Here is a 13,034-nt window from a genome sequence, read left to right on the forward strand (position 1 = left end):
CTCATTATTTTGATTTCCTAATTAAAGAGCATCGGGATCAGCGGGCAACCAGAACATACCCGAATGGCTATCTGTGCCTTGCCTACTCGCTCCTGCCAGAGCGATCAATCATGACGCCAATTTGTAAAACTGTACCGCATCCTCGAACATGCTATCAAGCGCACCTTGATGTAAGTAAGGCATGTGTCCGCCATGATAAACCTTAAGTTGAATATTATTACTTATCAGCGGATCCAGCGCCATTTGTTTAATTATGATCTCGGAAGCATAATATGGTGTGACCAGATCGAACACGCCGTGCACGATCTGCACCCGCATAGCAGGATTCATACTCATGGCCTGTTTCAGATCTGAAACCGCCTCGACAAAGCCTTGTTGACCGCGCATACCTGATTGCCAATTCCACGCTGCCGATACCTCTTCATTTAACAGCAGAAAGGGTATATCGGTTTTAAAATTTAAACAATCGCGCACGTAACTGTTAAAAGCCGCTGTCATCGGTGCATTGAGACGATCGAGATAGGAATCGCGGCCAAGAGAGCGTTGTTTAGCTGGTTCCGGATCAACTAGCGTAATCGACCCATCATACAAACTCAACAAACGGCGCTGGTCAGCAAGCAGCGCCTTGGTAAAATGCGCTGGTGGCACACGTCCAGTCCAACGCAGCAGCATATCCTTATCCAGCCCGATCAATCTGCTGGTTTGATCGAGCCAGTCCTGTTCAAGCGCTCCCATCGCAAGTCCGCTAAGATAGTCTGACAAGGCGACACGTTCTACTTGTGCAAGCGAGAAACGTGGATCGTTCGCCCGGTAGTTTATCTGATTACTGCGCTCATGGATTGCTGCAGCCGCGGCGTAACTCGGCAGTAAAGCCACCCATGGCCAAAGACTACGCTCATCACCTCTGATAAAACTGAAATCCAGCACAGGCGAGACGAGAATCAGACCGCTTGGCGCAATCCCAAAATTGGTTTGCAGTTGCCTGGAGAGACGCGCCACCCGAAATCCCCCATAGCTCTCCCCAACCAGGTACATAGGCGACAACCAGCGATTCTCCTCAGTCAGATAGGTACGAATAAAACGGGATAAGGAGACTGTATCTTCCTCGACCCCCCAAACCTTCGATCTGGATGATGCCCTGCCAGGAGATACTGGGTGCCACCCTACTTCACCATCTTTATTAGCGCTTTCGTCATGCCCCACTTCACGGCTATAGCCCGTTCCAACAGGATCGACAAAAACCAGATCAGTAAAAGTCAGCCAACTTTTCGGATTACCTTCGATGCGAGCCGGCATCGAAGGTACAGTACCATCGGCGTTGAATACGACGCGCTGGGGGCCAAGCGCACCGAGATGCAAATACGCGGCTGCAGCGCCAGGACCACCATTAAATACAAAAGTAAGTGGCCTAGGACGATCGCCCTGCTGCTCTGCTATATAGGCAATATAGAAAATCTGACCAATTGGTTTGGACTGCTTATCATAAACTGTGATCGATGCGGCAGTGGCTGTGTAGTCAAGTTTTGTTTCACCCACTTTAAAGGTATGCGCGGTGATCGCACGGGCGGGGGCATCGAGCGCTCTTCGTTCGCTCAAATGCTTTGATTGCACTTCAGCCTTTTCTGCTGCGCTCATCACACTCGTTACCGGCGACAAACAGATCAAGCTTGTAACCAGCATCCATAAAAAGCGCGAACTCATATCAAACTTCCCTCCCATCATGCTTTTACATAGGCGAACCAGTGTCAAATTGTTCTGCCTGCGTGCCACTGGTCAAATGTTTTAGTCCACTGCAGATTCGTAATAATGCATCAGTTACACAGACAGATAGCACTACTGACCATATTTTTAGCAGTATAAAGAAAGAGAACGCTGCTTAATACATAAGCCATCATCCATTGGCTCATGTATCAATCAGTATTTGTAATTATTATCCACAGAAATAACGGATATGGAACTCTAGCTATTTCCGCGAATCAGCATCGACCCTTTTTTGCTTGACCGGGAGGACAGTGATAGCCTCGATCATCGTCATAATAGCGACTACGTTCATAATAATGATTCCTAGGAGGAGCGACATAATGGTGATTTCTGCGTGGTGCAACATAACGTGGCCGCGGATCATTATCTGTGGTAACTGCACTTCCTGCCGCCGCCCCCAGTGCACCACCGAGAATCGCACCGTTGCGGCCTCCAACCTCATTACCAATGGCTGCCCCGGCAGCTCCGCCAAGCGCTCCACCAATTGCTGCATCAAGCGTGGAGTTGTCTGCGTTTGCTCCCCCCGTTGCTAGTGCGAGCATCAATAGTAAGTATTTCAATTTCATGAAGTAATCATCCCGTTTAGAATAAATTAATGAATATATTTATTAGTGTTACCTGTTTTAGAACTCAAGAGAACATAACCACATATTCCATTATAGCAAGCCCAAATGCATACAGTCGTTACTGAGGCACAAGCTTTTAATGAATAAAGTGATGATTAATTCCAATTTTCACCTGTTTCATAATTCTTTGTATGCCAAGACTACCTTACCTTGACTGAACAAATCATGAATGGCTGATATTCATTAAATCTGGCCATGTAGCAGATGATGCAAACTTATCTGCCCTACCACCCGTACCAAGCAACAGAACAAATTTTCCAAATAATAAAACATGACCATTAAGAACTTACTGCAGATAAATCGGGAGAATCTATCACGGCATCTGCCCAATCAAAGCCACTTCACAATACGCTTGACGGCAGCATCCTCCTCGCTGGTGCTGACTTCGAATCCCAGTCTGCGCACCAGTTCCAGCATGGAGCGATTAATTGCCAGTACTTCACCTGTCATCACTTTGATCCCCTTGGCGCGAGCAGCATCAAACAAGCAATTCATGAGCTTGTTGCCGATACCTTTTCGCTGCCATTCATCTGCCACGACGAGAGCAAATTCACAGGATTGGCCATCAGCACTGGTTACATAGCGGCATACGCCGAGCTCCTTTTCCCGCCCATCCAGCTCCCGCACCGCAATTAGTGCCATCTCACGGTCATAGTCAATTTGTGTGAAGCGCACCAGCATGTGCTGAGAAAGCTCCTGCAGAGTATCCATGAAACGAAAATACTTTGATTCGGCGGACAAGCCCCGCACAAATTCCTGTTCTATTTCTGCATCCTCCGGACGAATCGGACGGATCGTCAGGTCGGTGCCATCCGGCAACTGCCAGCGCGTGATCAGGCGAATGGGATAAGGGTGTATCGCCATATGCGCATAGCGGTCGACCGAAGGTGACAGGTAATCCACGGCTATGCGTGCATCGACTGCGCAGGCGCCGTTTTCATCAACGATCAGCGGGTTAATATCCATTTCCTTGATCCAGGGAAGTTCACATACCATTTCCGATACGCGCAAGAGTATGCTTTCCAGCGTGCTCATATCGATTGGCGGCATATGGCGGAAAGCTGTCAGCAGCCTGGAAATACGCGTACGCTTGATCATATCTTTAACCAGAAAGCGGTTGAGCGGCGGCAATGCCACTGCGCGATCGCCCAATACCTCGACCAGCACACCTCCCGCCCCAAACGTGATGACAGGACCAAATACTGGATCAGTGGTCACGCCAACCATCAATTCACGGCCATTGGGTTTGATGATCATTGGTTCAACCACAACACCATCAATCAGGGCGCTAGGATTATATTTTTGCACTGACTGAATGATCTCGTGATAAGCCGATCGAACAGCCTGTGCATTACCGAGATTGAGACGTATCCCGCCCACATCGGATTTATGGGTGATGTCGGGGGAATTGATTTTCATGGCGACCGGCAAACCCAGTTCCTCAGCAATCAATAACGCTTCATTAGGAGAGCGCGCCACCATGGTTTTGGCAATCGGAATATGAAATGCTGCCAGAATTGCTTTGGCTTCCATTTCATTCAGGACTTTGCGATGCTCTGCCAGCACGCCTTCGATCAACAAGCGTGCACCTTCTTCATCTGGCGAACTGTAGCGAGAGATCGGACCAGGTGTCTGCATCAGCAACTTCTGATTCTGATAATAAGCAGAAATAAATGAGAACGCCTCAACTGCAGGTTCCGGCGTACGAAAGCTGGATATTTTCGCTTGCGTAAAGGCCAGTCTGCTGCCGGCAACTTGAGCCTCCCCCATCCAACAGGCAATAAGCGGCTTGTCAAACTTTGTAGCAACTTCAATGACAGCCTGCGCCACTTGCAGCGGTTCAGTCATCGCCTGTGGCGTCAGGATCACTAGCACACCATCCACGCCATCATCCTGCATACAGTGCGTGACAGCATGGCGATAACGCTCCGCCGTGGCATCACCGATAATGTCCAGAGGATTACCATGCGACCAGGTATCCGGCAGCACAGCATCCAAGCGCGCTAACGTGTCCTCAGACAAAGTAGCGATCATGACGCCCAAATCAGCAGCCCGATCCGCTGCCATGACACCCGGCCCACCACCATTGGTTACAATTGCCAGCCGATTGCCGCTTGGGCGGAAATGAGTCGAGAGCGCCTTGGCAGCGGAAAATAGCTGCACAATAGTATTCACCCGCACGACACCAGCACGTTGCAACGCAGCATCGAATACATCATCCGAACCGACCATTGCGCCAGTATGAGAAAATGCTGCTTTGGAGCCGGCTTCATGACGACCTGCCTTGACGATGAAGACAGGTTTGATTCTTACTGCGGCGCGCAGCGCGCTCATAAAGCTGCGGGCATGCTGAATACCTTCGATATAGAGCAAAATACTTTCAGTATGCGGATCAGATACGAAGTAATCGAGCATCTCGCCAAAATCCATGCCGGCAGCAGCACCCATGGAAATAATGCTGGAAAAACCAACATCGTTTGGTCGCGCCCAATCCATAATCGCAGTGCAGAATGCGCCCGACTGGGAAATCAGCGCAAGCCCGCCAGATTTTGCGCCCCCCTTGCTGAAAGTAGCGTTCAAACCTACCGCCGGGCAAAGAATGCCAAGGCAGTTGGGACCAATCAGGCGCATGCCGTAACGCCGGGCGTTTTCAGCCACGGCACGTTCAAGCGCAGCACCCTGCGGTCCGGTTTCTCTAAAACCTGCCGACAGCACCAAAGCAAACCGGACACCACGCTTACCGCATGACTCAATGATATCTGGCACAGTAGCAGCTCGGGTAATGATTACCGCCAAGTCCACTGTTTCTTCAATCTGTTCGATACTAGCGTAAGCCTGCTGACCTTGTATTTCGGCATGATTCGGGTTAACCGCATAGAGCTTCCCCTGGTAACCACTTTCCAGCATGTTTTTAAACACTACTCCACCGACTGACTCTACCCGACTGCTCGCGCCGATCACTGCCACCGCACGAGGAGAAAAAAGCGGACTGAGATAATGTTTGTTCATCGAATTATCTGCCTATATTCGTTGAATATCATAGCAATGGCATGAAAGATACTTTCAGGAAAATTGTTCATGCCAGGCCGATCTCATTTTTCAGCATCTATTTCATCCTTATAGTAGCACCTTTTCTTGTACACTATCCCCCACAAAACTTAAGGTCATCACAGATAATCGTTTAATTAGAAGGGAGAAATCCATGATTTTCTGGCGCGTGAAATCGCTAGATGCCATTCTGGCTACAGCCGAAAAGAAAAGCCTTCACCGCTCATTGGGTATATGGCAACTGACGCTGCTGGGGGTAGGCGCCATCATCGGAACCGGTATTTTCGTATTGACAGCCGAAGCCGCACAGAAGGCAGGTCCCGGCATGATGATTGCCTTCATTATCGCTGGTGTTGTATGTGCCGTAGCGGCGCTTTGTTATTCCGAACTTTCTTCGATGGCGCCTGTTTCCGGCTCTGCCTATACCTATTCTTATGCAGTGCTGGGGGAGTTCGTAGCATGGATAGTTGGCTGGGCATTGGTTCTTGAATATTCCGTAGCCGCAGGCGCAGTCGCCGTAGGGTGGTCTGGCTACTTCGTTGGTCTGTTGAACAATTCTCTCGGGATCGAAATTCCCTTTGTCTTAGCAAATGGCCCCTTTGCCGGCGGCATGATCAATTTACCAGCGGTGATCATCTGTTTGCTAATCATAGGTCTGCTAATCATCGGCACACGGGAAAGTGCTACTTTCAATGCTGCGCTTGTGGTGGTCAAAATCGCTGCCCTGACCGCCTTCATTGCGCTGGCATTACCTGTTGCTGACATGGAAAATTTCCAGCCATTCCTACCCCTGGGTACTTCCGGAGTCGTCGCGGCAGCCGCTTCCATTTTTTTCGCCTATGTCGGCTTTGACGCGGTATCGACTGCTGCAGAAGAAACCAAAAATCCCCAGCGCAACATTCCACTCGCCCTCATCGGCTCACTGGCAATCTGCACCTTATTCTATCTTGCTGTCTCAGCCGGCGTGATCGGTGCAATCGGTGCACAACCCTTAATGGATGCAAGCGGCCAAGGTCTCATGCCCGGCTCATTGGCGCTAGCCGAACAATGCCAGTCGCTTACCGCCATCGGCCAACAGCCGATTGTATGCTCGCGTGAGGCACTGGCGCATGTACTGCGCGAGATTGGTTGGGAAAAGGTCGGCAATCTGCTCGGTCTGGCTGCTTTTCTGGCATTGCCTTCGGTCATTCTTATGATGCTGTTTGGCCAGACGCGCATCTTTTTCGTCATGTCCCGTGATGGTTTGCTGCCTGAAGTATTGAGTCGCGTCCACTCACGTTTCAAAACACCGCATATTGTTACTATGGTAACCGGTGTCGGTGTGACCTTTGCGGCTGCTTTCTTGCCAGTTGGAAAACTTGCAGATATCTCTAATTCCGGCACATTATTCGCCTTTATGGTGGTAGCACTGGCCGTGATGATTTTGCGCATCAAGGATAAAAACCGTTACAGACCTTTCAGAACGCCGGCGATCTGGCTGGTAGGACCACTCGCCGTGATTGGTTGTATAACACTTTTTCTGTTCCTGCCAGCGGATGCCAAACTGGTATTTCCGGTCTGGACAGGAATTGGTTTAATTGTCTATTTTCTGTATGGCTACCGCAAAAGCCACGTCGCGCTGGGCATTGCTACACCCTCTGGCGGTGAAAACATCATCGAGCCAGTACGCTCGCTTGCAGATTGTAATGAGGAGGCTGGATTAACAAAACTAAAGCATTAAGCGTTGGCCAATATTGGAAAAAATTGATGCAGACAGCCTATATCACCCACCCAGCCTGTCTTGAACACAATATGGGGTATGAACATCCGGAATCGCCGGAACGGCTGCGGGCGATCGAAGATCAATTGATTGCCTCAGGTATCTTACCATTGCTGCAGCAGCACGAAGCACCGCGCGTAACACACCAACAACTTGCGCGTGTTCATACGGAAAACTATCTCCACATGATTGAAGCAATTGCGCCACAGCATGGCATGATCAGTCTCGACGCTGATACTTTCATGAATCCTTATACCTTGGAAGCAGCCTACCGTGCAGCAGGGGCACTCGTACTGGCCACCGACCTGGTTATGACTGACAAAGTTGAAAATGCATTCTGCAATATCCGTCCGCCCGGCCATCATGCCACGCGGGATCAGGCAATGGGTTTCTGCTTCTTTAATAATGTCGCCGTCGGCGTCGCGCATGCCATGGCACAGCATGCGTTGAAGCGGGTGGCGATTGCAGATTTCGATGTGCATCATGGCAATGGTACCGAAGATATTTTTAAAGATGACCCTCGTGTCATGCTCTGCTCCACCTTCCAGCACCCTTTTTATCCTTATTGCGGTGCGGATAGCGGCAGCGATCACATCATCAATGTCCCCCTTACAGCTAAATCAGACGGTCAGGCATTCCGTTGCGCCGTCATGCAGCACTGGCTGCCAGCACTGGAAGCTTTCCAGCCAGAAATGATCTTCATTTCCGCCGGCTTTGATGCGCACCGAGAAGATGACATGGCGCGTATGAATCTGGTCGAAGCGGATTACACTTGGGTAACCGAACAGATTAAAGCAATCGCCGACAAATATGCGCACAAACGCATTGTCTCGGCGCTGGAAGGCGGCTACACTCTGCATGCGCTTGGCAGGAGTGCAGCCGCTCATATTAAGGTATTGTGCGGATTGTAGCTGAGTAAGCATAAACATCCCGAAACATTCACGCCTTCTAAGTACTGCGCAGTCTCGTTAGAAACAACATGTTTACGGATGAGTTGATGCCGCGATACCATGTATGCACAACCTACGACAGCCATTACTCCGGCTGCCTTCGGCCATGCACTCAATGGTTGTTACACCTAATTGCTTATTGTTGAGTAGTCTCAGATTTTTCCTGTTTTCTTTCTTGATGTTTTTCACGCCATTTTTCATGGCGGCGCTGTTTCATCTCTTCCAGCTTGGTATTTTGTTCAGGAGTCAAGATCGTTTTCAACTGCAATTTAGTTTCCTCATGAATCACTCTGTGCTTCTCGCCCTGTTCCTTATAAAGTACGTCGATTTTAGCTTTCTGATCATCACTCAGTTTCAGTTCCTTATCGAGCCGTTCTATTTTCTTAGCACGATATTGTTCATGATCACCTTTCCCACCTGGATACGCGGCTACTGTCAGAGGAAATGCCAAAGCAATTACCATACTAATAATTTTAGTGTTCATAGTTTAGTTCTCCTTGTTAAGGTCTGATTACAGAGCGGCTTGTTTGCTGCTCTTGAGAGTAACTATATGTGGCAAATGCGTAAACATTTTGCAGCGATTGTGGAAAAAATATGAAAGTTAACATCATGATCAAATTTCTAAGCGATCGTTGCAACGACTCCTAGCTGATATTTTGTGAATCATACCGATACCCCGCCCCATAAACCGAATGAATCACTTCTTTATCCAGAATCAGTTCAGCCAATTTTTTTCTCAACTTTTTGATATGACTGTCGATCGTTCTATCTGAAACGATGCGCTGATCCTGATAAATCAAATCCATCAGCCTGGAACGCGAGAAAATACGCCCCGGCTGCTGATACAATGCATAGAGCAGTTGAAACTCGACGGCTGTCAATTCAATTTCCTGGTTTGCATACTGTACCCTGAAACTTTGCGGGCATAGCTTGAGTGCCTGCTCCAACGAATTGATGGTCGGTGGCTGCAAGCGGCGTAATACCGCTTTGACGCGCGCGACCATTTCCCGTGGACTAAAAGGTTTACAAATATAATCGTCAGCGCCCATTTCCAGACCAAGCAGTCGATCAATCTCTTCAATGCGCGCGGTCACGATGATGATCGGTACTTGGCTAAAACTGCGAATGTCGCGGCAAATATCGAGTCCATCCTTGCCTGGCACCATCAAATCCAGCAGCACCAGATCAACTGTATTGCCTTTCAACCAAGGCACTACCTCCTGGCCCTGACTCAAGCAATGTGTCTGAAAGCCAGCGTGCTGTAAGTAATCTGCTTCCAGGTTAGCCAATTTGGGTTCATCTTCGACGATTAGGATACGATTCATAGTACAACTGGTAATGAAATACGAATCGCAAGTCCGCCCAGAGCTGAGTGAAATGCCTTAAGGGTCCCATCATGTGCTTTTACGATGTTGCTGCAAATAGCTAGCCCCAGGCCGGCGCCGCCTAAATGCCTGTTACGCGAGCTATCAACACGATAGAAACGCTCAAATAAATGAGCAATATCCTGCTGTGAAACGCCAGGACTGCTGTCGGCCAATTCAATCACCAGCCTATTCTCAACACGCTCTATCATGATCTCCATTTGGCCTCCCTTATCCGTATGATTGAGACTATTCGTCAGCAAATTGCGAAATAATTGTGATAGTCGACCCGAATCGGCATTAATCAGTAAAGGTTTCGGCAAGCGGTTGATCCATTTGACACTGATTCGCTTATTGTTGAAATCAGGCATAAAAGCGGCAAGATCTTCCTGCAATAGTGGTAGTGGATCGAGCAATACTTTTCGATAACTCAAAGCACCTTGATCAGACAAAGCCAGTTGATAAAGATCCTCGGTCAGACGATTGAGTCGCATTACATCACCTGACAACGACTTGATTGTCTCCGGTGTTAATGGGTGTATTCCGTCCATAATCGCTTCCAATTCGCCGCGTAATACAGCAAGCGGCGTGCGCAATTCATGGGAAATATCCGCCACCCATCGCCTGCGACTTTGCTCTACCTGATCCAAGGCGGCCGCCATATCATTGAAATTGCGTGCTAATTGGCCCATTTCATCATTTGACTCGATCGGCAGTCTCGTCTTGTATTCGCCCACTGCAAGTCTTTGCGCCGCTGCGGTAATGCGTTTCAATGGCTGCCCCAGATGATAGGCTAAAAACCAGGCAATCAACGCAGAAAGCAGGACCATCATCAAAGCAACCCAAAAGAATAAATTAACTTGCCGTTCCATGAAATAAATATCGCTCGCCTGATTAATCGGGTTTCCTGGCATGAGCCCAAGAAAACCCACAGTCTGTTGATTATGCAGGATCGCATATAGGCGTAACTGGGAAAGCGACTCCTGCCGCCCAAACAGAATTGATTTGTCATCATTTAACAGCATGACGCGCAAACCGAACGGAGGCCATTTTTGGTTAATTCTTTCAGGTAACATGGTTGGTGGCCACCACTGCTCAGGTTCTTGTTGCGCTTGCCGGATAACCCATCTGGGAGGATGATGCCGATGCGGATCAGCTCGCCAAAGCAATGCAATCCAGTCAAGCTTATTGTCGGCCAGCTTCCCCCAGCCACGATTCTCGGCATAGTGTTCCTCCAATATATCGATAATTTTATCCACTCTCTCCTGCTGCCTTCTTTCAACAAACTCAGTAAATCCTTTTTCCAGTGACCACCGGGTAAAGAAATGCATGCCCATGACCACTAGTAAGGTCGTCAATAAGAAAGTTAGGAATAATTTGACTCTAATTGACATGGATCACTGTTCACTTTTCAAGTATGTACAAGCAACGCACTGAAAAATATTGCTAATTGGCTTAACAGCCCGTTTATCAAACCAAGCAGCTTTTCATTCGCTAGCTTAGCGACATTATACGAGTAAGATTGTCCTGAGCGATTGTGCAAAGAATATGAACAAAGTGGAATCCGATACGGTACTAGGAACACTGACTAGCGATCAAAATAAACGATAGTATCTAGCTATAATTGGACAATATTCCAGAGATTCTATTGCTTGCTGGTACCTTGCGCATTGCGTGATGAATAAACGATTGCAACTATTTGCAAGTATTAACCATTCTGACTCAGTAAGTAACATGCCCACTGCCTGTTTAACGAAAGGAGTGACTAGATGATAAATCCTCTTTTTTCCTGCTGCTGGCCAAATTTGACCAGAATTGTCAGCAAGTTTAGCAGCGTCCAAGTTCGCTCCACTCCTAACGGACTCAAGCTAGTTTCCATACTGGAGTAATCAATGATCCGTGAAAACCTGATCAAGACCGTTATTGCACTGGTGGTGTTCGTTCTCGGCATATCAGCGCTGGGTTATCTGCTCGAAGATGAATTATCGGCGGGAACCAACTGGATCGTCGAGCAGATTGGCTTTTTTGGCCTTTGCCTGATCCTGCTAATCACAGACACACTGGTAACACCGTTTCCGCCGGATATTCTGTTATTGGTCATTGCTAAAAGCTCGCTTGCTGAGCAGTGGTCGGCATACGTTCTGATCCTTGGAATAGTTTCTGGTTTCGCAGGCATGTTGGGTTGGGGCATTGGGCGCTGGCTGGGACATCTCGAGTTCGTGAAGGGCATTTTTGGAAAATTCAAGGAAGATCATCGGGAATTCATTCACCGCTACGGCTTCTGGGCAGTAGCAATCGGTTCGATTACACCGTTTCCGTTCTCGGTAACATGCTGGACAGCAGGCGTGATGGGACTACGAGGAATGATAGTGCTCCTGGCTGCCCTGACATTCCGCATTCCACGCTTTTTCATTTATTACTGGCTGATTGATTCGACTGGCAATTGGTTTTAAGAATATGAGTCCACCGCAAAAGCCAATACATAAACCTCGTCAGCGCTGGGCTTCATGGCGTCCAGTTCAACCTGGTAAGCTGCTGATCAACCACTGAGGATATCATGGCCTGTATCACAACATTCTTTTATTACTAACCCGGAGCGTCTCTCTAAATAAAACAAACTATCTAATTGCATTGTAGTTTGTAAAGAACGGACACAGTACGGTATAAAACCGCAAGCAGATACCATAGGTGTTGTAATGCATTAGTGAAGGAAAATCCTGCTGTCCCGACCAGATAATGTTTGTAGTTGAGTTGTCGTGATGAATGTCATGCCGCAAACTGACTCAATCTCATCAGCACTTTGTCCGGAAAAAACAGCTCGCAATCAAATGCTGACTGATTTGCCCAAATACTATTGATCTTATGGTGACACCTATTTATGAACTTTTCTTGGTAGGAACTATCCCAATTTTTCACTATCCACAAAACTACGCAATGGATGTAAGGAGGAAGAAATGGCCACCACATTTAATATCACCACCCTCAATATCACTGCTTCCCGGCAGTTCATGGCAAATATTTTTTCTACCATCTTTTTTCTAGTGGCGCTCATACTCACTTTTCTAACGGGAGAGGCGCTGTTTCAAGGATTAAGTGGCGACACTGGCTTTACCGAGGCTGTTATCAAATCCATCAATATGGTCATTGTAGCATTGGCAATCTTCGAACTTGGTCTGGTAGTTAACAAGGAATACGCCTGCAAAGAAAACGAGGGTCACATCATTATCGTGCTCAGACGTACTGTGCCGCGTTTTGTCAGCATCGTATGTATCGCACTTGTTCTCGAAGGATTACTGCTGGTCATCAAATACAGTCAACTAGGACTGGCAGGCAATCTTATTTATCCGATAGCCATCATTATCAGTGCCGCCATATTACTTGCAGCCCTTGGGGTATTTCTATATAGCAAAGCTCAAATAAATTGATTACAATTCATAGATGACTTATCCATCATCATTTCGCTGCAAAGTTTTGTCCGTTCGCAAGAAGGAAGGACTTACCATTGCGCAGGCGGCGGCGCGTTTTT

General features: G+C 48.1%; 10 protein-coding genes. 4 read left to right on the forward strand and 6 right to left on the reverse strand.

The window, feature by feature from the left end; genetic code table 11:
* Window positions 1–108: 108 nt before the first annotated feature.
* The 3 genes from J5I83_RS12785 to J5I83_RS12795 form a co-directional block, all read right to left on the reverse strand.
* Window positions 109–1,701, reverse strand: a complete 1,593-nt coding sequence (locus J5I83_RS12785; protein WP_304056713.1) for a S10 family peptidase — start codon at window positions 1,699–1,701, stop codon at window positions 109–111.
* Between the two features lie 275 nt (window positions 1,702–1,976).
* Window positions 1,977–2,327 carry a hypothetical protein gene (locus J5I83_RS12790; protein ID WP_304056715.1) on the reverse strand — a complete coding sequence of 117 codons (351 nt, stop codon included), beginning with the start codon at window positions 2,325–2,327 and terminating at the stop codon, window positions 1,977–1,979.
* Between the two features lie 390 nt (window positions 2,328–2,717).
* Entirely contained in the window at window positions 2,718–5,396 is a 2,679-nt protein-coding gene (locus J5I83_RS12795; RefSeq protein WP_304056717.1) for a GNAT family N-acetyltransferase, read from the reverse strand.
* A gap of 193 nt (window positions 5,397–5,589) precedes the next feature.
* Between J5I83_RS12795 and J5I83_RS12800 the strand changes: the two genes are divergently transcribed.
* Together J5I83_RS12800 and J5I83_RS12805 are read left to right on the forward strand one after the other, a co-directional pair.
* Window positions 5,590–7,155 carry an amino acid permease gene (locus tag J5I83_RS12800; protein ID WP_304056719.1) on the forward strand — a complete coding sequence of 522 codons (1,566 nt, stop codon included), beginning with the start codon at window positions 5,590–5,592 and terminating at the stop codon, window positions 7,153–7,155.
* A 26-nt stretch (window positions 7,156–7,181) separates the two neighbouring features.
* A complete protein-coding gene (locus J5I83_RS12805; protein ID WP_304056721.1) occupies window positions 7,182–8,105 on the forward strand; it encodes a histone deacetylase family protein in 924 nt (307 codons plus the stop codon).
* Between the two features lie 175 nt (window positions 8,106–8,280).
* Here the strand turns inward: J5I83_RS12805 and J5I83_RS12810 are convergent, their stop codons facing one another.
* From J5I83_RS12810 to J5I83_RS12820, 3 genes are all read right to left on the reverse strand, one after another.
* Complete coding sequence (locus J5I83_RS12810) at window positions 8,281–8,628, reverse strand: Spy/CpxP family protein refolding chaperone (protein WP_304056723.1); 348 nt, start codon at window positions 8,626–8,628, stop codon at window positions 8,281–8,283.
* A gap of 160 nt (window positions 8,629–8,788) precedes the next feature.
* Window positions 8,789–9,469 (reverse strand): response regulator, encoded by a 681-nt coding sequence (locus J5I83_RS12815; protein ID WP_304056726.1) that lies wholly within the window; start codon window positions 9,467–9,469, stop codon window positions 8,789–8,791.
* Window positions 9,466–10,902: an ATP-binding protein gene (locus tag J5I83_RS12820; protein ID WP_304056728.1), complete on the reverse strand. Its 1,437-nt coding sequence runs from the start codon at window positions 10,900–10,902 to the stop codon at window positions 9,466–9,468. The genes J5I83_RS12815 and J5I83_RS12820 overlap by 4 nt, the downstream gene beginning before the upstream one ends.
* Before the next feature lie 498 nt (window positions 10,903–11,400).
* Here J5I83_RS12820 and J5I83_RS12825 point away from each other — a divergent pair, with 498 nt between their 5' ends.
* Together J5I83_RS12825 and J5I83_RS12830 are read left to right on the forward strand one after the other, a co-directional pair.
* The gene (locus tag J5I83_RS12825) at window positions 11,401–11,961 is read left to right on the forward strand and encodes a YqaA family protein (protein WP_304056730.1); all 561 of its coding nucleotides are present in this window, start codon (window positions 11,401–11,403) and stop codon (window positions 11,959–11,961) included.
* A gap of 501 nt (window positions 11,962–12,462) precedes the next feature.
* On the forward strand, window positions 12,463–12,933 hold the full coding sequence (locus J5I83_RS12830; RefSeq protein WP_304056731.1) for a hypothetical protein: 471 nt from the start codon (window positions 12,463–12,465) through the stop codon (window positions 12,931–12,933).
* Window positions 12,934–13,034: the final 101 nt, after the last annotated feature.

The organism is Nitrosomonas communis (assembly GCF_024102715.1).
Lineage (GTDB): Bacteria > Pseudomonadota > Gammaproteobacteria > Burkholderiales > Nitrosomonadaceae > Nitrosomonas > Nitrosomonas communis_B.

What these genes read in the sequence shown, in the direction of transcription:
- J5I83_RS12805 (WP_304056721.1), top strand. Translation starts at nt 7,182, where the DNA reads ATGCAGACAGCCTATATCACCCACCCAGCCTGTCTTGAACACAATATG.
- J5I83_RS12825 (WP_304056730.1), top strand. Translation starts at nt 11,401, where the DNA reads ATGATCCGTGAAAACCTGATCAAGACCGTTATTGCACTGGTGGTGTTC.
- J5I83_RS12790 (WP_304056715.1), bottom strand. Translation starts at nt 2,327, where the DNA reads ATGAAATTGAAATACTTACTATTGATGCTCGCACTAGCAACGGGGGGA.
- J5I83_RS12785 (WP_304056713.1), bottom strand. Translation starts at nt 1,701, where the DNA reads ATGAGTTCGCGCTTTTTATGGATGCTGGTTACAAGCTTGATCTGTTTG.
- J5I83_RS12810 (WP_304056723.1), bottom strand. Translation starts at nt 8,628, where the DNA reads ATGAACACTAAAATTATTAGTATGGTAATTGCTTTGGCATTTCCTCTG.
- J5I83_RS12820 (WP_304056728.1), bottom strand. Translation starts at nt 10,902, where the DNA reads ATGTCAATTAGAGTCAAATTATTCCTAACTTTCTTATTGACGACCTTA.
- J5I83_RS12830 (WP_304056731.1), top strand. Translation starts at nt 12,463, where the DNA reads ATGGCCACCACATTTAATATCACCACCCTCAATATCACTGCTTCCCGG.
- J5I83_RS12815 (WP_304056726.1), bottom strand. Translation starts at nt 9,469, where the DNA reads ATGAATCGTATCCTAATCGTCGAAGATGAACCCAAATTGGCTAACCTG.
- J5I83_RS12800 (WP_304056719.1), top strand. Translation starts at nt 5,590, where the DNA reads ATGATTTTCTGGCGCGTGAAATCGCTAGATGCCATTCTGGCTACAGCC.
- J5I83_RS12795 (WP_304056717.1), bottom strand. Translation starts at nt 5,396, where the DNA reads ATGAACAAACATTATCTCAGTCCGCTTTTTTCTCCTCGTGCGGTGGCA.